We start from the raw sequence: 23395 nt of genomic DNA, 5'->3' as shown, positions 1-23395 counted from the left end.
TCTCCCTGCATCATTATCCCAGTAGGACTAAATTTTTTTCAACGCGAAAGCCAAATAAAGCGTGCTTCTGGCCCTGATATTCGACATACATATAGCGGCGTAATTGATGCTGGCGCAATAAGGCGGATAGTTCCCACAAACGCAAAGTTTGGCGCTGGGCCGCAGTTTCTAGCATCAGCTGTTTCTGGGGTGCGTCTACCGTGTGTAAGCCGCTTAATTTGATGTACTGAACGTGGTCGACTTCTTCAGTTCGCTTACCATGACGATTAGCACCGAATTCATACAAAACTAATGCGTTACGATTTAGGTCGGCAATCATGGCTAAAAAATCTGTGATCCGCATAGACATCCCTCGCTGTTAAAAAAATAGTCGAACGGTTGTTCCTATTTTAGCATGAACTAAACGAAAAAAAAAGCCGCCAATTTGGCGACTAAATTCGCTGACGCTAAAAGTCATAGCGCAAGCGTGTTTGCGTTTTGTTCTGTAAATCAGTGACACAATTTCAAATGCAAACATTAGTTCTCTTTCTAGTGCAACTATGTTATGGTGAGCTTGTGCCTAACTTAATTGGCGCAACGCTAATGCTTGATAGATTTTTTGCGCGCTGACGATTTTGGCGACACTAACAGATTCGTTGGCTTGATGGGCAGCCGACCAATCGCCAGGGCCGAAAATGATCACGGGAAATTTGTGCGCAGATTTGGTGAATTCAGAGGCATCAGTCGCACCGTGGATCACAGTTTCTGGTAAGTTTTTATCGGTTACTTGTTTAGCACTAGCTTGTAAGGCGGCGACAAAAGGATCATCTGTGGCGGTTAAAACAGGTACAAAGCTGAAATCAACTTTTAATTGTAAATTAACGTCAGGTTGCTGATTTAATTTGTCGATGATCGCCTGCAAACGGCCGATAGCTTGTTCATTATTGAAGCTGGGAATTGGGCGCATGTTACCGGCCAATTGAGCGTAGCCGGGGATGTTGTTGACCTGCGTGCCACCTTTGATCACGGTGACGCTATGGACAAAGTCACCTAGTGCCGGATGCGGTGCGACGTCATCGAAGGCGTGCGCTTCGGCGGTAATGAACTTGACCAAGTTAGTGATCGCATTGATACCAGTTTCCGGTAATGAACTATGCGCTGCCTTACCGATTGAAGTAACTGTATAATCGATCGAGCCACTATGAGCAAAAATAAGCTGTTCACCAGTGGGTTCACCGATGACTAAGCCGCCAAAATCGTCAGCATAGCCTTGTTCTGTCAGTTCACGCGCACCGTGAGCACCAAATTCTTCACCAACCGTGGCCACAAAGCGTAGGCGACCTTTTAGTGGCGCATCCTTCAAAGCAATCAGCGTTGCGGCCATCGCGGCGAGGCCACTTTTCATATCAGCGGCACCACGACCATAAATGCGGCCAGCATGCAGTTCGCCAGAGAAGGGACCGGCATACGGCCAATCAGCAGTATCACCGGTGGCTACGGTGTCTTGATGACCGGAGAAAACCAAGACGTTTTTACTAGTAGGATCGCCAATTTCGGCAATTAAGCTAGTCCGTCCAGGCGTATAGGTCAGTTTTTTTGCGGTGATGCCATTGGCGCTGAATAAGTTGGCTAAATAATCACTAACAGTTTCTTCGTGATCATTAACAGTATCAAGCCGGATCAAATCTTGGGTTAATTTAACTAATGTTGCTTCATTCACGAACTTTCGCCTCTTCTTGATTCTTTTGTTGCCAATACTTTGCCGTAAATTCTTCGCGACCAGCAATTTCTTCCGCAAAGCGCTCTGGGTGGCGCTTGTAAAAGTCTTGGTGTTCTGGTTCCGCTGGGTAGAAAGGCTGTACATCCTCAATCTTAGTCACGATTGGTGCGTCAAAACGGTTGCTAGCGGCTAATTGTTGGCGTGAGGCTTCAGCTAATTTACGTTCCGTTTCATTTTGGACGAAGATAACTGGCCGATAATTATCACCGCGATCTTGGAATTGACCCATGGCGTCAGTTGGATCGGTTTGTTGCCAGTAAATATCAAGTAGCTGTTGATAGGTGATCACTGCTGGATCATAGGTGATAGCCACAGACTCTGTGTGGCCAGTTGTGTGGGACTTAACTTGCTGATAGGTTGGATTAGCGACATGGCCGCCGGTATAACCAGAAACAACATTAACAATACCCGGTGTTTCATCAAATGGACGTACCATGCACCAGAAACAACCACCAGCAAAAATTGCAGTTTTAGTTTGACTCATATTTTCAACAGCTCCTATTATTAGTTTAGATTTCACTTCAGTGTTTTGTTCCAAACTGGAATTGAAGCACCTTTAGATGACTTAGAGATAACTTTAGCGATGTCTTCAGATTGGAAGGCTTTAATCACTTTTTTGTAGATCGCTTTGTTTTGGTTCTTTTTTTGTGCAGCGATAACGTTGATATAAGGTTCAGCTTTTTTATTGACCTTTTCCAAATAAACAGCGTCTTTCTTAGGATTCAGCCCGGCATCAACCGCCATACCGGAATTAATGATTGAAGCATCAACGTCCTTTAAGGCCCGTGCAGTTTGGTTGGCATCGAGTTCTTTGATTTTCAAGTTCTTCTTGTTGGCGGTGATATCTTTGGTCGTTGGATATTGACCTTTTTTAGCATCAACTTTGATTAAGCCGGCAGCTTGTAAAAGAAGTAATGCGCGGCCGTCATTGGAAGGATCATTTGGAATCGCAATGGTAGCGCCATTTTTGATCTGGGAAAGCTTGGTGATTTTATTCGAGTACAGGCCGAGTGGGGCGATGACTGTCTTAGCGATCGGAACTAAGTTAGTGTGATGCTCCTTATTATAGGCCTTCAAATAAATATTCGTTTGAAAAGCGTTTAAGTCTAAGGAGCCTTCAGCTAAGGCGTTGTTCGGTTGAACGTAGTCGGTAAAAGTGATGATCTTGATGTTGATGCCTTTTTTCGCTAACTTCTTTTTGACGGCGTCCCATTCTTCGTGTTTGGCGCTGGTGACGCCGACCTTAACCGTTGTTGCGGCGTGGGTGGTGGTGCTGATCCCACTGAAAAATAGTAACGCTGCTAGTGCGAGTAACCAATATTTTAATTTTTTCATAGTTGAATTCCCCCAAGTTGTGTGTTTGTGCAAGCTCCTTTTTGAACAGTTAATCTTGGCCCGGTTTGTGAACAACAAAAAAGCGTCCTTCTTCGTTGTTCACGAAAAAAGGACGCTTGAGCGCGGTACCACCTTAATTGCAATTCTAGAAATTGCCACTTAGCCATTTCTGCATCACTGCAAAAATGCGCTGCGCTAACAGGCAGCTAACCGTTGTCACGCTCAGTTTGCGCGACCCGCTCTGAGGCCATTTTCCTTGATTTTGTCGCGGCATCTTTACAGCTAACCGATGCTCTCTGAACACGCGCCATCTTGTACTTTCCTCTTCAATGCGTTTTTAAGATTACCTTATATTCTAGCGTGTGATAAAAATAAGTCAAGCCTGATTGTCGCCACACCTGTTTCGTGCTATGGTTAAAACAATAATAAAACTGGTTATGGTGGGGATATGCGGTGAAAAAAATTGCGAAGAAAATGCGGGCGTTAGACTTTGGTAGTCTCGGTGTTGGTGAGTTTATTTGTCCTAGTTGTGGTCTGCCAGTTACCTTACAGGAAGGGACTTGTCCTAATTGCGGCTATGATCTTGTGGCTTACCGCAAAGCAAATGGGATCACGCAACCGCCACTTAGTTCGGCTGCACCTAGCGCAGCCGCCAGTGCCAATTTTGGTACGATCGATTTTGGTAGTCAGCCGGTTCCTGTGGCCAAGTCAGCGCGTCAATTGTTGGCCAGTGACGTCATTGAATTTGATGTCGCCTCGGTAGCTGCACCGCAATCATCAGCGCCAGCAGTTGCGGTACGTCAAGCTGCTGCAGCCACACAACCAGTGGTCCACTCAAGTGCTGAAGTGGTGGTAGAAAGTGAAGCAACGCCACCATTTAATCAGGCACAAGTTGATCAGCGTGCTAGTAGCGCCGCTGCGGCTAACACTGCCAGTTTAGCGGTTTTGGTTGCTCAAGTACAAAGTAACCAAGCAGTGGTCAATCAGATGTTAGCGCAGTTACAAAGTGATCAAGCGGCGTTGCGGCAATTGGCTGATAGTGTCGCCACTAGTGCGGCTTCTGCGGCGGCCAGTGCGGCAATCGCGCCCCGGCCTCGGCAGCGTAGTTGGCTAACCAGACTATTGCGGCGTGTTTTTACGCCGCGCCAACGCCAATTACCACCACCTAAATAAAAAACGTCAGCCCCCTAGGGGACTGACGTTTTTTTATGTTTATACAATAGCTAATTAAAGGATATGTCACAATTGAATAATACCGTTTACTTAGGTCATAGTTGACCACTCAAAGCTGGCTTCGTTGCCAATTTCATAGTAACATATCCGAATTTGAAAGACTAGCTATTTTGGAAAATGTCATCTTTGTGTAACATTGAGCGCTTGAACAACTTGGCGAACAATGGCTAATTCTTCATTAGTCGGTACTAACAATGCTGTGATAGCTGCATTTTCTGGGCTGATTGGTCCTTCGTTGTTAGCTTGATTACGTTTTGCGTCTAGATTGATTCCTAGTGCTTGAACGCCATGCGCAATTCGTGCACGAATGTCAGTGTCGTTTTCACCAATACCACCTGAAAATACTAAGGCATCGAGGCCGCCAAGTTCGACGTAATAACTGCCAATATATTTAACGATGCGATTAATAAATATATCAATGGCTAACTTAGCGCGTGGATTCTCTTGCTCGGCGGCCATAAGGTCACGCATATCCATGGAAAGGCCGGAGATACCGAGTAAGCCTGATTGGCGATTTAATATATCAGTTACGACTTCGTCAGCAGGTAAGTTTAGTTTTTTGGCTAGGAAAGGAACCAAGGCAGGATCGACATCGCCGGCACGGGTACTCATCGTGACGCCCGTCAATGGTGTGAAGCCCATTGAGGTATCATACGGCCGACCGTTTTTAATGGCGGTGATCGATGCACCACTGCCCAGATGGAGTGTGATTAGTTTAAGTTGCGTAAGTGGCTTGCGCAACAAGTCAGCACTACGTTTAGCGAGATAATCATGGCTAATGCCGTGTTCACCATAACGCCGAATATTATATTGCTTCGTGTAGTCGTAAGGAATGCTGTAAATGGCGTTGATTTCAGGCAGTTGCGTGAAAAATTGACTGTCGAAAACCGCCATTTGTTGAGCATGCGGTAAAGCAGCCATAAATAATTTGATGTAGTGCGCTTCGGCTGGATTGTGTAACGGGGCGTAGTCGCTTAGGTCAATAATTTGTGCTAGCACGGCTGGTGTGACTAAGGTTGGGTGTTTAAAAGCGGTACCCCCAGCGACAATGCGGTGGCCGACAACGCTAATTTCGGTGCGCGCGTGGATAATTGCCAATTCTTCCAATTTATCCAGCACCAAATCAACGGCGGTGGTGGCGGTTAGCGTGTTGACTGGTTGGCTGTATTTTTGGCCGCTGGTGACTAGTTTAAAGGTGGCCACTGGCTCATTTAAGCGTTCAACTAAGCCGTGGGCGAGGCTCGTTTCCATTGGTAGGGCAAATAAGTTCCATTTTAGGGATGAACTACCGGCGTTGATGGTTAGAATTTTTTGCATAGTAACCTCCTGGGTGAGTAGTGAACTATTATCGTAATATTTACTTATAGTTATCATAAACTATATTAATGAGAAAATGAACTGAAAGCTATTATAATTTGCCCTAATTTGCGGGCTTTTTTTGTAGCTTGAATTTACACGATCACTAATCGTTAAGCTGGCTCATTTTCGCTGTTAATTGTGAGCTTTAACTTGATCAATTAGTGTTGTGATCATTTTTCACTAAGACACATACTACTAAGGCGTCAATAATCAGTTATCCAAATTAGGGACGCAGCAGAATTATTTTTAAGGGCTTAGCCGCTTACGTCGCCATTAACCGTTTCATTTATCATAGTGAAAAAGTATTGCTGATCTGTTATCAAACTCAGGGTCAGTTGGGAGCTTGCTACGGGGTGAAACGGTATTCGGTTAGCCGCACAGTCAATCAGTTACACGAGATTTGGGCGATCAGCATGTGTAAGGTACTATGGAATCATAATGGCAAATTGATCGAGCGTAATATTATTGCTAGTGCGCAGGATGATCAAGCTTTTCATGATTATCTAGTCGCTAATTTAAACGGGACGTACGTTCGTATACTGCAATGATTAACTTAGTTTGCTAAGTTTTGCATAGCTTAATCAGAATTAATTTGCTTATTAAAAGTCAGTAAATTGCTTTTTAACTAAAAATGAGTAGAATAATAGACAGTTAGTCAACCTGACCACAAAGGAGTAATCGATCATGGAAACATTACCTAAAGTAACGAAAGCTGAACTACTTGAAAAAATTAAGAATGGTAAGTATATGTTGTTCTTTACGGCTGGCTGGTGCCCAGATTGTACCTTTATCAAGCCAGCAATGCCAGCAATTGAATCTGAATATAAGGACTTCACTTTCTTAAGTGTTGATCGTGATGAAAATATAGATTTAGCTGCTGAATTAAACATATTCGGTATTCCTAGCTTCATCGCTTATCAAGACGGTGAAGAAATTGGCCGTTATGTTAATAAAGATCGTAAAACGAAACAACAAGTTGAGCAATTTATCGACGAATTGCCAGTTGTTGCTGGATAATTACAATTTTAAGTGACCCAATATGAAATAGATCAAAAGTGATAAACTCATTTTTGGTCTATTTTCATTTGCACTTATGAACCAACCATAATAACTGTTTTAATAATATTGGTATATCTTATCATTTAAGCAAAATTAATTGCGTTTCTAGTTAGTTGATGCTATTCTATCGATACTGTAATGAAAGCGCTTTAAAAAATGGGAGGTGTTCAGTATGAGCTTTTTGAAACCGCATATTGCATCGGAAAAAGTACCAGCCAAAAAAGTCGATGCAGAGTACAAGAAGTTACGATTACAGGTATTTATTGGGATATTTGTGGGTTATGCAGGCTATTATTTGTTACGTAATAATTTTTCATTGGCTATTCCGCAATTGATGGATGAGGGTTTTACTAAAACACAACTGGGGTTTGTCTTCTCGGCCGTTTCGATTGCTTATGGTATCAGTAAATTTGTAATGGGCATTGTATCTGATCAGAGTAACGCACGTATTTTTTTACCATTAGGCTTATTGCTGACGGCGTTAGTTAACTTGGCTTTTGGGTTTATTCCCGTGTTGACGTCATCAGTAACGGCAATGTTTATTTTGCTATTCTTAGTTGGTTGGTTTGAAGGGATGGGTTGGCCACCATCTGGGCGGATCTTGGTTCATTGGTATTCGGTAAGTGAGCGGGGCGGCCGGACTGCACTATGGAATATTGCGCATAATGTTGGGGGTGCTTTAATGGCGCCGCTAGCTTCTGGGGGGATCGCTTTTGCGGCAGTTTATATGAGCGGCATGGCTTCTTACCACGGCGCGTTCATTATTCCAGCAATTGCCGGTATAATCGTTGCAATTGTGGCCTTTTTGCTCATTCGTGATACACCAGAATCGGTTGGGTTACCACCAATCGAGGAGTACCGTAATGATTATCCTAACGAGAATCACGAACTTTACGAAAAGGAATTAACGACTAAACAAATTCTGTTTAAGTACGTGTTGAATAACAAATGGGTTTGGGTGATCGCAGTAGCAAATATCTTTGTTTATTTTGTTCGCTATGGCGTGGAAAATTGGGCACCAGCTTATCTGACTGAAGCGCGTCATATCAGTTTAGGTGCTTCCAGTTGGTCTTATTTCTTATATGAAATTGCTGGTATTCCGGGAACACTTTTTGCTGGTTGGGTGTCAGATAAAGTGTTTAAAGGTCGGCGCGGACCTGCTGGCTTCGTGTTCATGCTAGGGGTTACCGCATTTACAATTGTTTACTGGCAAGCAACGTCGATATTCTGGATCAACATTGCTTTAGTCATGATTGGGTTCTTGATTTATGGTCCTGTCATGTTGATTGGCTTGCAAGCACTAGATTTAGTCCCTAAAAAGGCGGCTGGTACGGCGGCAGGCTTGACTGGGTTATTCGGCTACCTGTTCGGATCAGTGATGGCTAATGCGTTCATGGGTGTGATCGTCGACAATTTTGGCTGGGCAACAGGCTTTTTGACCATTGTCTTTGCCTCAGTTTTTGCGGCAATATTGTTCGCGACCACCTGGAAAGTTCGTGGTCAGCAGGTGACTAAATAGTGGTTGTATTCTATAATGGTGAAGTAAATATTTTCCAAAAAGGAGCGTAATCAATGACGGAACTTTATTTCATTCGCCATGGCCAAACAATTATTAATCAAGAGCACAAAATTAACGGGGCACACGTTGATACCGCGTTAACGGCAACTGGTGTGGCGGGTGCGCAAGCTGCTGGCCGTGAATTACAGCAGGTTCAGTTTGATCAAGTCTTTGTTAGTCCGCAAAAGCGGGCGCAGGCAACGGCCAAATTAGTGCTAGCACCCAATCTAGCGGCACCAGCGTTACAAATTGCGGCGCCGCTACACGAAATGGATTTCGGTGATTGGGAAGGTCGTTCAATTGACGAAGGTAATCAGGATCCAGCATTGCGCCGTTTTTTCGTTGATCCAGCACATTACGATCCAAGCAGTTTCCATGGTGAAACGTTCGCGTCGGTGGTTGCGCGGGGCCAGTTATTGTTACAACAATTGGTCAGTGATTTTCCACAACAGCGGTTATTGATCGTTGGCCACGGCACAATGTTGACGTTAATGGTGCGCTCGGCACTAGGTGCGACGGTGGGTGAAATTATGACTCAGCCACAATTAGCCAACACCAGTATTAGTGTTTTACAAGGGAAATCAGCCGATAGCCTTGAATTGGCGCGTTGGAATGATATTCATTTTCTGACCAATATTGCCTAGGTGACCTTGACAGGTGTGCTGAGCTAAGCTATATTGAAACTAATTTAATAAAGACACGTTAAGAGTCAGTAATTGTTTAGTGCAACTTATAGAGAGTCAGGCAAGCTGGAAACTGATAGCCGCTAAGCGATGAATTACACCTTATAAAAGCCGTGTTAGCGCGCATGTCGTTTACATGTATGAGTGATGGCACTAGTCATAACTTGGGTGGTAACGCGGAAATTTTCGTCCCTGATCAATGGATCGGGGACTTTTTTTGTGACTTTTAACAGACAAAGGAGAAAAACATGACAGATATTATGGCAGAACTTACTTGGCGCGACGCAATTAACCAAGTAATCGACGAAGATGGTTTGAAGAAGTTAACACAAGAAAAAGCAATCAGCCTGTACTGTGGGGTTGATCCAACTGGATCCAGCTTGCACATTGGTCATTTAATCCCATTTATGGTCTTGAAACGATTCCAACTTGCTGGTCATCATCCAGTCATCGTTATTGGTGGCGGTACTGGCGCAATTGGTGATCCTTCTGGTAAGAATTCCGAACGTAAATTACAAACAATGGACCAAGTTCAGGCTAACAAAGACCATTTGACCGCTCAAATGGTTAAGTTATTTGGCACCGATAATTTCACTATTGTTGACAATTATGACTGGTTATCTAAGCTTTCATTGCTTGATTTCTTACGCGATTACGGGAAATTATTTAACGTTAACACAATGTTAAATAAGGAAATTGTTGCTAGTCGTTTGGAAGTCGGCATTTCGTACACTGAATTTACTTACCAAATTCTACAGTCGATCGATTTCTTGCATTTGTACAAGTATAATGATGTGCAATTACAAGTTGGTGGTGCTGATCAATGGGGCAATATCACGGCTGGTACTGACTTGATTCATCGGCAAGAAGGCGCTGATGCGAAGGTCTTCGGCTTAACCATTCCATTGATGCTTAAAGCTGACGGCACTAAATTTGGTAAAACTGCTGGTGGCGCTGTTTGGTTGGATCCAGAGCGGACAACACCATATGAGTTCTACCAATTCTGGCTAAATCAAGATGACCGCGATGTCGTGCGTTATTTGAAGTATTTCACATTCTTAAGTCATGCAGAAATCGAAGACTTGGCTAAAGAAGTCGCCGCAGCACCAGAAAAACGAGAAGCACAACGGCGTTTGGCGCAAGAAGTCACTAAATTTGTCCATGGCGAACAAGCTGTCGTTGAGGCTGAACATATCTCCAAAGCACTATTTTCTGGTGACGTCACTGATTTGACTGCCGAAGAAATCGAGCAAGGTTTCCGTGATGTGCCATCAGTTGACGTGACTGCCGACAAGGCTAACATCGTCCAATGGTTGGTTGATACTAAGATCGAACCATCTAAGCGCCAAGCACGCGAAGATGTTACCAACGGCGCTATCACGGTCAACGGCCAGCGGATTCGTGAAGTGGACTTCGAGTTAGATCCAAAGGCTGCCTTTGATGGCCGCTTCGTCATTGTGCGTCGCGGTAAAAAACGCTATTTCTTAGCTCGAGTAAAATAACAGCGCGTATTCAAACGTTTATAAAAGCGACTCAGCCTTATTGCTGGGTCGCTTTTTGACGTCTGGAATAAATGTAGCTACAAAAAAACCACCGACTTAATTAAGCCGATGGAAAGGAGTAGGGTTGTCAGCCGATTTGGGAGAATCGACTAACTGTTTTTCATTACTTGGAGGAGTATCAACTACTCGGCTATAAATAACCGAATTTGTAGTTCAAGATCATAAGATCAGTAGTGCAAACACATCAGAGATGCTCCTACCAAATTGACTACCATAGGCTAGTTGACATTAGCCCTATTTAGATACTTTTAAGCATCCAAATTAGTGTTAAATACAAATTTTGGTTTCACCGTTCCAGAAACAAATTGAGTACCAAGTTGTTGAATATTCATCGCACCAAGTCGATCGTCATTACTACGATAACCACAATTTTGGCAACGGTATTCGTGACTATTATGATTGCGATTTGATTTTCGAATCAAACCACATTTAGGACAGCGTTGACTGGTATAAGCTGCGCTAACTTTCAAAACATTACTTTGGTTAGCATGAGCTTTATACGTCAAATAATGTTCCAATTGGTAAAATGCCCACGAACGATTACTATTACGTAACGATTTTGGCAAATTATCAGTATCAAACGTCACATTTGTTAAATCCTCAATCACAAATAGACTGTTAACACCATACCTTGTAATAAGTGTCTTAGATAACTGATGATTCACATCAGATAGCCAACGGTTCTCTTTACCACTCAAGCGTTTCAGTTTATGTTTTGAAGATTTTGTTCCAATAGCTTGCAAAGCTGCTCGTCGTTTCTGATAATAAGCGTGTTTTCGTAAAATCTGTCGACCGCTAAAAAATCGGGTTTTGCCTTGAGTATCATACGTAGTTGCTAAGAAACGCAATCCGCGATCAATGCCAATAACATTAGTACTTTGAGTTTGTGCATCAACATCTGGGACTGTTTTACTAACAGCAATGTGTAAATACCACTTATGGTCTGCACGTAATAATTTAGCTGTGCCTAATTTCCAAGTACCGTCTAAATACTGCTTAAAACCGCTGGCTGTAAAAGTTGTTTTAATTCGTTTGCCAAGCGTTTGTAACGACAATTGTTGCTTATCAGCAACAAACGAATAATCACGATTACGCACCAAATCAGCTTGTGGCCTTTTAAACTGAACTGGCTGCCATAACCACGGTAAATCTTTGGGAATTGAAAGCCATTTTTCACCATCATTAACGCGGTATGGTTTTTGGCGTAATTGAGATTGTACAGTTTTGTATCGGGCGGTAACAGTTTTGAATACCGAGCTTGCTAGTTGCGCTTTTAAAGCAAATCGCTGACGAATATCGTGATACAAAACATGACTTAATTTGTTAGAATTTAGTTCGAAATCGTGATTAAATACGTAATCAGAAACAAATTGACACGCTTGCATATATTGTGTTTGAACTTGTATTAATGCTGTAGTAACAGGTGGTGCTACGTTAGTCAAACGTAATTTAATGACTTGATTTAATAATATTATTATCACCTCTTCACTACCTCGTATTATTGCATATATTGTAGTGAAGAACAACGAATTATGGAAAGAGGGTGTCCACATAATCGTAAGTTCCTCTCGATATTAAGAAACCGAGTTTCCTTTACTGCGGACAACTATGAAAAAGTTTGGATTGCTAAGTTAGGCAGTATTCGCTATATTGCTTGGCCCAAACAGTAAGTCGCCTGCAAGTGATAATCAGCAGATAAAATGTTTAAGTCAGCGTCTTTACCAGCTGCTAAACTGCCTTTTTGACTTAATCCAAACTCAGTTGCTTGATTGACACTAGCCATTTTGACTGCGTCGAGCAAAGTAGCACTGGTGAAACGCATACTGTTGCGGAAGGCGTCGTCAAAGCGTAAAACGGAGCCAGCAATTGTACCATCTGCAAGGCGGGCTTCGTTGTCGCTGACGGTAACTGCTTGGCCACCGAGTTCACTTTTGCCGTCACCTAGGCCCTTGGCGCGCATACTGTCAGTGATCAGTTCAATTCGCGTGGCACCTTTTAAACGATAAGCGAGATCAACCATATCCGGTGCGTTGTGGAAACCGTCCATGATTAATTCAACCGTTAAATTAGGTTCCAGTAACGCGTGACCCATCACGCCAGGCTCGCGATGAACAGCTAAGCTTTGAGCGTTATACAAATGAGTCACATGAGTCGCGGCACTATTTTTCAACTGGGCACGAGTTGCGGCACTGTGACCGATAGATAGTGTGATACCCTGCTGTAGGCAAAAGGTTTCTAGAGCAGTTGCGCCGGTGATCTCTGGTGCATAAGTGATCAATTTAATGAGGCCGTTAGCTTGTTTCTGCCAGTTAGCAACTAATGCGGGGTCAGGCGCAATGATCGCAGCCGCTGGTTGGGCACCTTTAAATTTTGGCGCGATAAAAGGCCCCTCTAAGTGAATGCCCTGAATCAACGGTGTGTGCTGCGCTGCGGTAGCAATAGTCTGCATGGCGTGGCTAATTTGATCGACTGATTGGGTCATGGTCGTACAGAAATAGCTGGTGATACCTTCATTTTTAGCCATTAATTGTACCATTTTTATTAATTCATTTGGCGTTGCGTTCATGGCGTCAATGCCATAGCCACCGTGGCTGTGGACATCAATAAAGCCGGGGACAATAATTTTACCTTGCCCCCAAATTACTTTTTCGTTAGCTAGTGGCTGAAAGTCAGTCATTGGGCCAACAGCGAGTATTGTTTTGGCGAAACGGATATAGCCATCGGCGATAATTGTTTCGCCGGTGCAGATGCATGCGTGTTTAATTACTGTGACGATTGTGGTCACCTCCAGCTAGTGGGTATTCGGCGATAGCTGTGGGGACAGCCAGTTCGATATCATTATGTTGCTGAAGCAAGGTAACCGGAAACGCACTAGTGGGCTGATCGCAAATTGCGCGGCTGACAACACCACGGTGCCAGTCGCGAAAGCAGCCTAAGCGAATTTTCTTTGCTTGGCGTAGTTCCTGCATGCCAATGGTGATGGCGCGCTGAGGCATTAGTTCCACAGCACCATGCAGGTCGTTGATTGCGTTAGTGGCGCGTGTTTGTTCGGTGATGGTGACTGGGCGGGTGGGTAATGCCATGAATGCCTGCTCACTTAGCGTTGGCTCGGGTTCATTGAAAGCAATGTGACCAGTAATACCAATACCGCCGATCACTAAATCTAACTTACCGAGGTTAGCGATAGTGTCTGCTAACAAAGTTGGTTGTTCAGGATCAGGAAATAAACGTTGTGCTGGTGGCATGAGCAATGCAGGATCGATTTTAGCGTAAACAGCGCGTTGCATGAAGCCACGAAAGCTTAATGGATCGGTGCTGGGCAGCCATTGATCTGAACTGGTTAAATATTCATCCATGTTGAGGAACCACACGTTCGCCAAATTGATTCTTTTTTTATTGACCATATTCACAAAGTCAGGGTATTGTCCAGTTGGGCCTACAGGGACGACCATTACTGTTGGGGCGTTATTAGTATTGTTGGCGCTGATCACGTCAACCATTGTTGTGGCTAAATGGTGAAATACAGCCGTGGCGTCAGGCAGCACATTTAGCGGTATTTTTGCCTGTGCTTGGAGTGCTGTCGTTGTGTACGTATAATAATCTTTCAATTTATTCACTGTCCTTAATTAAGAGTGTGCGCGAAAAAGCGTTCGAATGACTGACCGGTTGTTAAATTCCGTCACACGCTGTTATGACTGCAGTATAGGTAGCACACCTTAAAGTCAGCTTAAGTTGGTTTTAAGGTTGCCTCGCTATGGTAGTAAGGAATTAAGTGATGGAAAGGGACTATTAAAAATGAAAAAACGTCTTCTGAAAGTATTAATGCTTCTGCTAATGATTCCGTTATTAGTTGGTTCATTGGCAGCTTGCAGTAACAGCGCATCCAGTAATAGTAGCAAAACAACGGTTAAAATCGGCTATATGGCCAACGCTAGCAGTGTTGCTTTAGCAGCTATCGCGGATCAGGCTGGCTATTATGAGCAGCAGGGAATCACAGTTAAAATGATCGCTTTTACCGATGGCCCAGCGATTATTTCGGCGTTAAATTCTGGTAGTATTGATATTGGGAATATTGGTGCTGGTGCCCACACCGCGGTAGCACAAGGTAAGGCAAAAGTGTTCCTCTTTGACGGTTTAAGCACGTCTGATGAGATTATCGGGAGTAAAAAAGCTGGTACCACTAGTATTAAATCGTTGAAAGGTAAAAAAGTTGCCGTCATTAGTGGGACTACGAGTCAACAAATCCTTGATACAGCACTGAAGTCAGCTGGGATGACTGAAGATGATGTTACGCTGGTCAACGTTAGTGCAAATAATTTAGCTAACGCCATGATCTCCGGTAAAGTTGATGCCGTAGCAGGATGGGCACCAGGGACGACGAAAATTAAAAGCAAGTTAGGTAGCGATGCCGTTACTATTGCGTCAGATAGTGATTATGCAGCGTCAATGCCATTTCCAAGTTCATGGGTCACTAGCGCTAAATTTGCCAAAAATCATAAGGCTTTGTTGAAGAAAATCACCACAGCTATGTACAAGGCAATGGATGATCGTAAAGCTGGAAAAGCCAGTGTTTACACAGCAGTGGCTAAACAGCTCGCTATCAGTAAAGCAGATGCTAAGAGTCAATTAACTGGTACTCAAACCCAATACACCGCAGCACAAGTGCGTAAAATGGTTAAAAATGGTAAATTGGCTAAAATTTACCAAAAACAAGAAGATAACTTCGTTGAATTAGGAACGTTAAAGGACAACGGCCAATTAGTGAAGGCCAAAGACTTCATGCTGACCAATATTATGACAGCAAAATAAGTAGTTGCTACTAAGTTGAAATAAACCTACCGTTTAATGCCGATAGGTTTATTTTTTTGTCTATACTTAAGTAGATTGCGGTCAGCGTCTTTCTAATTAGTTCAATTTAAGCCAACACAAAAAAAATCTACCGCTAGATACTGAATTAACAGCACTAGCGGTAGACTTGATACTACTTGATGGATCCGAACGGACTTGAACCGTCGACCTCCTACATGCGAAGCAGGCGCTCTCCCAACTGAGCTACGGACCCAAATAACTTACCTAAATAGTATAGCATATTTATGCAGTTATGGCGTAAGAAATTAAAAAAGCAGCCAGCGATTTTGTTCGCCGGCTGCTTTTGAATTCAGATTAGAAGCTTAATGTTTGGCCAATGTGGATCAAGTTAGCATTACTGATCCCATTTTTACTTGCTAGTGCAGCAACAGTAGTGCCGTGAGCAGCGGCAATCGTGTAAAGGGTGTCGCCACTTTTAACGGTGTAGTTACTGCTGTTACTTAATTTAGTGACGGTAGCGCTAGTTGCGGTGCTACCGGTGACCACTAATTTTTGACCAACGTAGATCAAGTTAGCGTTACTTAAACTATTTTTGCTAGATAAGCTTGCTGCAGTTGTGTTGTAAGTTCTAGCGATGCTGGATAAGGTGTCACCGCTTTTAACTGTATAGTACGCGCTGCTGCTAGTTGTGTTACTAACGTTACTTGTTGTGGTGCTTGCGCTTGTGCCGCCAACGACTAATTGTTGACCAACATAGATCAAGTTAGCGTTGCTTAAGCTATTTTTGCTAGCCAAGGCTGATGAAGTAGTGCCGTAAGTGCGGGCGATGCTAGATAGCGTGTCGCCGCTTTTAACGGTGTATGTGCTGCTGCTAGTTGTGCTGCTCGTATTAGTCGTAGCGCTTGAACTAGTGCCGCTGACAACTAGTTTTTGGCCAACATAGATCAAATTGGCGTTGCTCAAGCTATTTTTACTTGCCAACGTTGCGGCAGTCGTATTATAAGTGCGTGCAATGGCTGACAATGTATCACCGCTTTTAACGGTGTAATAACCAGTATTGCTAGTTGTGCTAGAAGTTGAACCAGTATTTGTCGCGCTGGCCGCCTTAGCAACATTCAATACTTGGCCGACATAGATCAGGTTAGGGTTGCTAATATTGTTCTTGCTAGCCAAAGTTGCAGCTGTGGTTGAGAACTTGTTCGCGATGCCCGTTAATGTATCGCCACTTTGAACGGTATAACTTGAACTGGTTGAGTTAGTACTAGTATTTGAACTAGTTGCGCCACTTGAACTGCCAGTCGATGAGGAAGCGGAGCCACCGTTAAAGGCGATCTGATCCCATGAAGTTAAACCATAAGTATTAATAATATTCAATAATTGACTACTATATGATGGTGCAGTAGCGTAACCATCTTGGCGAATCAAAGTTGTTGCTGTAGTAGCGTTAGTCACGCCGATCAAGTTGCTATAGCGTGAATTTTGCGTTAAGAATAAGCCATGATCTTCGACACTGGCTGAATTATTTGGATAAACGCGGAAGCTGTCGTAAATGGTCGTCCAGTAGCCATAATATTCAGAAGTTGGCAAGGAAACAGAATTACCATTGTATGACCCCTTGATCCCAAATAAGTTATGGTAGTTAGCGGCCAAACTTGATTTACCCCAGCCGCTTTCCAAAATTGCTTGGGCAGCAGTTAGTGATGGCAAAATACCATATTTATTCCAGCCAGTAATCGCGCCAGCTTTGATACTGTCAAGGAAGGCTTGGTTTGCCGCGGATAACGTATAATTAGCAGCAACACGCGTGATCGTCTGTGCTTCGCCGGTTGCTTGGTAAGCAGCCAAGGCAGCAGCTTTAGCGGCCTCAACGGCGGAATCGTCAGCGTCACCCAATGCATAAATAGCAGCTTGACTGGTTGCTTGACTTGCAGCGGTGCTGGCAGCATTGCTAGTTGCAGCTTGGCTAGCAGTAACTTCCGTAGCGGCAGTGCTAGTGGTTGCCTGACTGGCAGCATTGCTGGTCGTTGCAGTTGCGTCAGCTTGTTCTGTTGTCGTGTCAGGTGTTGTTTCAGCTACTGAGTTATCGGTCGTTGCTGTAGCGGCGTCATCAGTTGTTGCTTCTGCGTCAGTAGCGTCGCTAACAGCAGTGTCGTCAGCTGCAGTAGAAGTTGCAGTGCTAGCTGCAGAAGTTGCTGCTGTACTAGTTGCTGTAGTTTCTGTTGTTGCGTTACTGGTTGCATCAGAAGTTGCGGTTGATGCAGCCGCTGTTGTACTGTTAGCGTCAGTTGCAGTGCTGGCAGCCTTAGTTTCAGTCTGTGCCGCGCTGGTTGTCGCAGAAGTTACCGTGGATACAGCCGTTGCACTAGTTTGACTAGCAGTTGCTGTACTAGTAGTGGCACTCGCAGTGCTTGCCGTTGTGCTACTGTCGTTTTGCAATGCAGTGGCCAAAGTAGTTTGACCGCTTAGCGTAGCGCTTTTAGCGGCAACGCTGTTTGCTGTTGATTTGGCTGCAGCACTAGCCGCCGTTGACTTAGCTGTGCTAGCGGCCGCGGATTTAGCGGTTGCGCTGGCTGCAGCGACACTATTAGCAGTTGATTGTGCAGCTTCACTGGCAGCTGTTGAAGCGGCTGCGGCACTGGCAGCGGCTGACTTAGCTGTGCTCGCTGCGGCAGCAGATGCTTCACTGGTAGCTGTTGATTCAGCGGCAGTGCTATCAGCGGTAGCAGCAGCGCTAGTTTTAAGCGTTGCAGTGTTGCTGTCTAAATCAGCGGTATCGTCAGTTGTCGTCTGGTCAGCAGCGGTTTTACTAGTTGCGGCATGGGCAGCATTTTGTGCGCCAAACAAGCCGAGGCCTAACGTTAAAACTGAGATCCCAGTGAAGACCCAGCTTTTTCCAGCCTTATACATTTTATAATGTACTTTCTGTTCATTGGATGCTTTTTGCATGATAATAAAATCCTCCCAAATATTGATGCAATCTGTGTCAAAAAACGCGCATACCTTGTAGACGTTTACAGCATACCAGCTGAACGTCGGTAGAATAACTTCAGGATACAATTAGTGTTGTTTCATATTTTTTAAAATTAATTAAGTTATTCTTAAATATCTACTGTTACATATGTTTAAATTAGCATCTCAACAAACTACTGTCAACGCTGATTAGATTACAGTTTGGTGACATTTGCCCTAAGCAAACAGGTGTGCGTCTATTTCGTCGGTTTAGCGGCTTGCAATAATCAAGCGGTACAACTAAGTCATAATTTTATTTAGTCGGCCCTGTTCTGGGTTGCACTTAATGTTATAATGAAATTTATGCTTGTAAACGTAAAGTAACCGCGTTTTTTGCGGCTATTTTTATTTGAAAATGGTACTGTGCGTTCAGGCATGGGCTGTTATGCTGTCGTGTGTTGTAGCAAGCGCTTTTTATTAAGCTGCTCATTGTGGCTTTGCTGCAGCAATTCTTATTTAATTATGAAAGAGGAGTTTTTATGTGCGGAATTATCGGCTTTGCTGGCGGTGACTTATCGGTTGCTGACAAAAATTTGGTTTTAGATGAACAAGTTGAAGTGATTAAACATCGTGGGCCTAATGACAAAGGCAAATACGTTGACAACGATGTGGCGCTTGGTTTTCGGCGGCTTTCAATCATCGATCTAACCAATGGTAAGCAACCAATCTATAATGCTGACAATACGAAACTGATCGTTTTTAACGGCGAAATTTATAATTACCAGAGTGTGCGCGATGATCTCGAGAAAAACCTTGGTTATGTGTTCAAGACACATACGGATACTGAAGTCTTATTGCACGGCTACGAAGCTTGGGGTAAAGACGTACTCAAACGGATTCGCGGTATGTTTACCTTTTTCATCTGGGATACGGTTAAAGAAGAACTGTTTGGTGCCCGCGACTTTTTCGGCATCAAGCCGTTGTATTACACATATTTGGACGATGGAACGTTTATGTTCTCCAGCGAGTTGAAAACGTTCATGAAGCATCCTGGATTCAAGCAGCAACTGAATAAGGATGCACTGAAGCCTTATTTAATGAACCAATATAATGATTTAGATGAGACGTTTTTCAAAGGTGTTTTCAAGTTTCCGGCTGGTCATTATTTCATGTGGCGTGATGGCCATGTCGATATTGAGCAATATTGGGATGCTGATTACACGGAAAATAATATGAGCTTTGATGAAACCGTCGAAGCCATCAACAAATCAGTCGAAGAGTCAGTTAAGTTGCACCATATCGCTGATGTGCCGGTTGGTAGCTTCCTATCTGAAGGTGTCGATAGTAGCTATGTGACCAGCATCCTGAAACCGGAAAAGGTGTTCAGTGTTGGCTTTGATGAGACTTACAACGAAGCTGGCCGTGCTAAGGTATTAGCCGATGATCTTGGCTTAGAATTCCACACGGCGACGGTGCACGGTGATGAAGCCTTCGCCAAATTCCCGTTAATGCAGTATCACATGGACGAACCAGACGGTAATCCTAGCTTGATTCCATTGTGGTTCTTATCGGAAATGGCCGCCAAAGAAGTCACCGTTGTCTTGTCGGGTGAAGGGGCCGATGAAATGTTCGCCGGCTACGTTAACTACGGCATGCACTCGCACAATGAAGTGATCAAGGTTTTCGCGGAAGGATTGCGCAAGTTACCACGGGGCACGCGTTATCATTTAGCCAAACGTATTAAAAACGGCCGTAACTTCCACGGCAAGGTGCATTTGTATACGCGCTTGGCTAAACCCAGCGAATTCTACGTTGGCGAATCGGTGATCTATACTTTTGAGCACCCAACCATTTTCAGCGCAACTGAAGCCAACAACTTAGTTACTGCTGATTACAAAAATAACTTGAACGTGAGCGATAATTATCAGCGCGACTTCAAGAAAGTCAAAAATGCCGATGAAGTTAAGCAGATGCAATATATTGATTTGCACCATTTCATGGCTAACGACATTTTACAAAAAGCTGATAAAATTTCGATGGCGCACAGCTTGGAACTACGAGTACCATTTTTAGATCGTGATGTCGCTGAACTAGCCAACAGTATTCCAAGCAAATATTTATTGAACACTAAGGATACTAAATATGCCTTCCGTCGTGCTTCCGAACGGCATTTAGGCAAGGAATTTGCTAGTCGACCAAAACTTGGTTTCCCAGTGCCGATCCATCAATGGTTGCTGGAAGATAAGTTTTATCAACAGGTTCGTGACGTTTTCAGTCAAGACTTCGTCAAGGAATTCTTTGATCAGCAACAGATTCTTGACTTGCTGGATGCCACGCACGCTGATAAGCATGATGGCCGCCGCCAAGTTTGGGTCATTTACACGTTCTTGGTTTGGTATCAAGATTACTTCATCAATTTGGACCAATTTCAATAGAAATAACAACCGACTACCGGTGGCGACTTTGCTGCTGGTGGTCGGTTTTTTAGTGCCTCATTTCAGCTGGAAAAGTTCCTGCCCGAAGCGCAACTTTTTGCGGTAAAATTGAACTAGTAATTGGATTTAGGAGGGTGCGCTTATGACTACGAATGAACAACTATTAAATCGCTTAAAACGTGCAGAAGGGCAGCTGCGTGGCATTCAGCATATGTTGACCGAACAGCGGCCGGCGCCTGATGTATTGATCCAACTAACGGCGGTACGTTCGACCATCGACAAAACGATCGGCTTGATTTTGGCAGCGAATTTGGCGGCGAATTTACCAGCAACAGAAATTACCCCAGAAATGCAAAACGCGCTCGATTTAGTGGCGAAAACGCGCTAAATTGGATTTAAAAAAATAAACTAACCTATTTTTAACGTATCTTAAAGTTAGGGACTCAAAAAGTGACTTATAAGGTGCAGCTGACAAGCCGTGAACAGACCAGTTGACCGGCAATTGTTGCTACAGCGATCGTTGCCGCTGGTTAATTAAGTGAGCAATTTAGTTAGAGTTAGCGCTATCAATGTGCTAAACTCAGGGCACTTACAAAGAATGGGATGAAAGCAATGAAAGTGATTATTATTGGCTGTACCCACGCCGGTACTAGCGTAGCCCAGCAAATTCTGCAAACACATCCGCAAACACAGGTCACGATCTATGAGCGTCACGATAATATATCCTTTCTTTCCTGTGGTATTTCGTTGTATCTTGGTGGAACGGTTAAGTCGCTGGAGGATATGTTTTATGCGACGCCGGCTGATCTGACGAAATTAGGAGCGCAGGTGCACACGCAACATGACGTCTACAAGATTGATATGGCGCATAAGCAGGTTTTAGTGGAAGATTTAAATACTGGCCGTAAATTCATGGATCACTATGATAAGTTAGTTCTTGCTACTGGTTCAGTGCCGGTGATTCCTCCGATTCAAGGGGTCAGTCTGCCGAATATTTTGATTTGTAAGGATTATGCTGACGCGACGCAGATTGCGGCGACGGCCAAAAATAAACGACACATTGCGATTATTGGTGGTGGCTATATTGGCGTTGAACTAGCTGAAAGCTACAGTAATACCGCCCATCAGGTGACGCTGATCAATGGTGTACACTCACTGCTAAGCCATTATGTCGACACGGATTTAGCAGCTGAGGTTGCTGCTGATTTGACTGCCCATGGCGTTAAATTAAAGCTTAGTGAAACCGCATTGAAATTCGATAGCGATGCTGAGCATGTGTATATTCAAACTGATAAAGCTGAACATCAAGCTGATTTGGCGGTGATCTGTGTTGGGTTCCGGCCGCAAACTGACTTAGTGGTTGGACAAATTGATTTGAATAAGGATGGCTCAATTCGCGTTAACCGCTACATGCGCACCTCTGATCCGGCGGTTTACGCAGCCGGCGATGCAGTGGCGGTGCATTATAATCCAACGCAAACCGATGCCTACGCACCATTAGCCACCAATGCGGTGCGCCAAGGGATGTTAGTGGGGATGAATATTTTCAAGGAAACATTAGCCGATATTGGCACTCAGGCAACCTCAGCGTTGCACCTTTATGGTAAAACGCTGGCTTCAACAGGCTTAACGCTGGCCCGCGCGCAGCAACATGGTTTTGACGCTGCGGTAGCGAAATTAACCGATAATTATCGGCCGGAGTTCATGCCAACGACCACGCCAATCGCCATGCGGCTAGTTTATGACCGTAAAACGCATCAAATTCTCGGCGGTCAATTGTATAGCGACTATGACATTGCTCAATCAGCCAACTTATTGTCAGTGTGCATTCAAAATAAAAATACGATCGAGCAATTAGCGTTTGTTGATATGCTTTTTTCACCTTATTATGATCGACCGTTTAATTATTTAAATCAGCTCGGTTTAGCGGCAATGGCCCAGGAAACTACGGCGAAACCCTAATTGACTTTCCATAAGCAAACGCTTTTAATAGTAGTTAACCTATGATCAAAGGAGTGTTTAATCGTGGAATTTCTAACTGGAGCTACAGGTGCTGGTGTGCATGAGCATCTTTTTAATATACCGTCACAAATTGTTGGTCACCGTACACTTGCTAAGGGTGAAATCACCGGTAAGGGCAAGTTACATCCAGCGCCAGCGCATGGTGTTGTGATCCCCGTTAAAGGACGCATTAAGTTCAACCACGCTGATGGTAGTGAAGAAATCTATCCCGGCCGTGCTGTTGTCATGGAACGTGGCGAATTGCATAGCATGGAAGCTTTAGAAGATAGTGAATTAATGATGGTTTTAAGCCGTTTCGATTAATAACAGATTTGCTGTACTTTGGCAATAAAAAAAGAGATTGCAACATAACTTTTGCTTATGTTGTAGCCTCTTTTTTTATGCGAATTTTTTTAAATTATTGATGTCAATATTTTCTGTAAAATGCCTAACCAAACACTTAGAGTCGCAATGCTGTAGCACTTAGGCACTACAAACGCTTAATCTGCTGGAGTATCTGGATTTATACCGTATTGCTTCCAACGCTAATTCATGATAAATTTGATTGATTAATTTAGCGAATAGCCCTATAATTTTCTTACGCGCGTTTTATAATCAAGTTAGCCAAATACTTTTAGCTAATTGATAAAATA

Annotated in this window: 20 protein-coding genes, 1 tRNA gene and 1 other annotated feature; of the genes, 11 read left to right on the top strand and 10 right to left on the bottom strand. The window is 43.8% G+C overall.

Annotated elements, in window-relative coordinates; translation table 11 throughout:
- Positions 1-13 precede the first annotated feature (13 nt).
- The 4 genes from EKM80_RS08765 to EKM80_RS08750 form a co-directional block, all read right to left on the bottom strand.
- Positions 14-343, bottom strand: coding sequence for a hypothetical protein (locus EKM80_RS08765; protein WP_225418849.1), 330 nt, complete (start codon positions 341-343; stop codon positions 14-16).
- 216 nt (positions 344-559) lie between these two features.
- Complete coding sequence (locus tag EKM80_RS08760) at positions 560-1699, bottom strand: ArgE/DapE family deacylase (RefSeq protein ID WP_125552742.1); 1140 nt, start codon at positions 1697-1699, stop codon at positions 560-562.
- Positions 1692-2243 (bottom strand): peptide-methionine (S)-S-oxide reductase MsrA, encoded by a 552-nt coding sequence (gene msrA / locus EKM80_RS08755; RefSeq protein ID WP_125552741.1) that lies wholly within the window; start codon positions 2241-2243, stop codon positions 1692-1694. Before msrA ends, EKM80_RS08760 begins: the two co-directional genes overlap by 8 nt.
- A gap of 32 nt (positions 2244-2275) precedes the next feature.
- Complete coding sequence (locus EKM80_RS08750) at positions 2276-3094, bottom strand: MetQ/NlpA family ABC transporter substrate-binding protein (protein ID WP_125552740.1); 819 nt, start codon at positions 3092-3094, stop codon at positions 2276-2278.
- Positions 3095-3199: 105 nt separating this feature from the next.
- Positions 3200-3433 (bottom strand) — a binding site (T-box leader).
- Between the two features lie 114 nt (positions 3434-3547).
- On the opposite strand from EKM80_RS08750, the gene EKM80_RS08745 reads away from it, so the two are divergent.
- The gene (locus EKM80_RS08745) at positions 3548-4267 is read left to right on the top strand and encodes a zinc ribbon domain-containing protein (protein ID WP_125552739.1); all 720 of its coding nucleotides are present in this window, start codon (positions 3548-3550) and stop codon (positions 4265-4267) included.
- Between the two features lie 180 nt (positions 4268-4447).
- On the opposite strand, the gene EKM80_RS08740 is transcribed toward EKM80_RS08745, so the two are convergent.
- On the bottom strand, positions 4448-5644 hold the full coding sequence (locus EKM80_RS08740; RefSeq protein ID WP_125552738.1) for an acetate/propionate family kinase: 1197 nt from the start codon (positions 5642-5644) through the stop codon (positions 4448-4450).
- A 395-nt stretch (positions 5645-6039) separates the two neighbouring features.
- Between EKM80_RS08740 and EKM80_RS08735 the strand changes: the two genes are divergently transcribed.
- From EKM80_RS08735 to tyrS, 5 genes are all read left to right on the top strand, one after another.
- On the top strand, positions 6040-6234 hold the full coding sequence (locus EKM80_RS08735; protein WP_125552737.1) for a hypothetical protein: 195 nt from the start codon (positions 6040-6042) through the stop codon (positions 6232-6234).
- 136 nt (positions 6235-6370) lie between these two features.
- Positions 6371-6703 (top strand): thioredoxin family protein, encoded by a 333-nt coding sequence (locus tag EKM80_RS08730; protein WP_125552736.1) that lies wholly within the window; start codon positions 6371-6373, stop codon positions 6701-6703.
- Positions 6704-6917: 214 nt separating this feature from the next.
- Positions 6918-8264 carry a phosphoglycerate transporter protein PgtP gene (pgtP, locus tag EKM80_RS08725; protein WP_125552735.1) on the top strand — a complete coding sequence of 449 codons (1347 nt, stop codon included), beginning with the start codon at positions 6918-6920 and terminating at the stop codon, positions 8262-8264.
- A gap of 53 nt (positions 8265-8317) precedes the next feature.
- Positions 8318-8947, top strand: coding sequence for a histidine phosphatase family protein (locus EKM80_RS08720; RefSeq protein ID WP_125552734.1), 630 nt, complete (start codon positions 8318-8320; stop codon positions 8945-8947).
- Between the two features lie 287 nt (positions 8948-9234).
- Positions 9235-10488, top strand: a complete 1254-nt coding sequence (tyrS, locus tag EKM80_RS08715; RefSeq protein WP_125552733.1) for a tyrosine--tRNA ligase — start codon at positions 9235-9237, stop codon at positions 10486-10488.
- Positions 10489-10796: 308 nt separating this feature from the next.
- On the opposite strand, the gene EKM80_RS08710 is transcribed toward tyrS, so the two are convergent.
- The 3 genes from EKM80_RS08710 to EKM80_RS08700 form a co-directional block, all read right to left on the bottom strand.
- Positions 10797-12029, bottom strand: a complete 1233-nt coding sequence (locus tag EKM80_RS08710; protein ID WP_225418848.1) for an RNA-guided endonuclease TnpB family protein — start codon at positions 12027-12029, stop codon at positions 10797-10799.
- Between the two features lie 164 nt (positions 12030-12193).
- Positions 12194-13324, bottom strand: coding sequence for an N-acetylglucosamine-6-phosphate deacetylase (nagA, locus tag EKM80_RS08705; protein WP_125552769.1), 1131 nt, complete (start codon positions 13322-13324; stop codon positions 12194-12196).
- A complete protein-coding gene (locus EKM80_RS08700; protein ID WP_125552732.1) occupies positions 13308-14156 on the bottom strand; it encodes a 6-phosphogluconolactonase in 849 nt (282 codons plus the stop codon). Before EKM80_RS08700 ends, nagA begins: the two co-directional genes overlap by 17 nt.
- Positions 14157-14343: 187 nt before the next feature.
- Between EKM80_RS08700 and EKM80_RS08695 the strand changes: the two genes are divergently transcribed.
- Positions 14344-15357 (top strand): ABC transporter substrate-binding protein, encoded by a 1014-nt coding sequence (locus EKM80_RS08695; protein ID WP_125552731.1) that lies wholly within the window; start codon positions 14344-14346, stop codon positions 15355-15357.
- 180 nt (positions 15358-15537) lie between these two features.
- Here the strand turns inward: EKM80_RS08695 and EKM80_RS08690 are convergent.
- Together EKM80_RS08690 and EKM80_RS08685 are read right to left on the bottom strand one after the other, a co-directional pair.
- A tRNA-Ala gene (locus tag EKM80_RS08690) sits at positions 15538-15610 on the bottom strand.
- Positions 15611-15711: 101 nt separating this feature from the next.
- Complete coding sequence (locus EKM80_RS08685; RefSeq protein WP_125552730.1) at positions 15712-18303, bottom strand: LysM peptidoglycan-binding domain-containing protein; 2592 nt, start codon at positions 18301-18303, stop codon at positions 15712-15714.
- Between the two features lie 542 nt (positions 18304-18845).
- Here EKM80_RS08685 and asnB point away from each other — a divergent pair.
- The 4 genes from asnB (at position 18846) to EKM80_RS08665 (ending at position 23066) form a co-directional block, all read left to right on the top strand.
- Positions 18846-20741 carry an asparagine synthase (glutamine-hydrolyzing) gene (asnB, locus tag EKM80_RS08680; RefSeq protein ID WP_125552729.1) on the top strand — a complete coding sequence of 632 codons (1896 nt, stop codon included), beginning with the start codon at positions 18846-18848 and terminating at the stop codon, positions 20739-20741.
- A 142-nt stretch (positions 20742-20883) separates the two neighbouring features.
- Positions 20884-21129, top strand: a complete 246-nt coding sequence (locus tag EKM80_RS08675; protein ID WP_125552728.1) for a metal-sensing transcriptional repressor — start codon at positions 20884-20886, stop codon at positions 21127-21129.
- Between the two features lie 224 nt (positions 21130-21353).
- A complete protein-coding gene (locus EKM80_RS08670; RefSeq protein WP_125552727.1) occupies positions 21354-22703 on the top strand; it encodes an FAD-dependent oxidoreductase in 1350 nt (449 codons plus the stop codon).
- Positions 22704-22766: 63 nt separating this feature from the next.
- Complete coding sequence (locus tag EKM80_RS08665; protein ID WP_125552726.1) at positions 22767-23066, top strand: cupin domain-containing protein; 300 nt, start codon at positions 22767-22769, stop codon at positions 23064-23066.
- Positions 23067-23395: the final 329 nt, after the last annotated feature.

It is taken from the genome of Loigolactobacillus jiayinensis, from assembly GCF_003946445.1.
GTDB classification, from domain to species: Bacteria; Bacillota; Bacilli; order Lactobacillales; family Lactobacillaceae; genus Loigolactobacillus; species Loigolactobacillus jiayinensis.
Note: the sequence above shows the minus strand (reverse complement) of the source record. Positions and strands in the feature narration are given on the sequence as shown.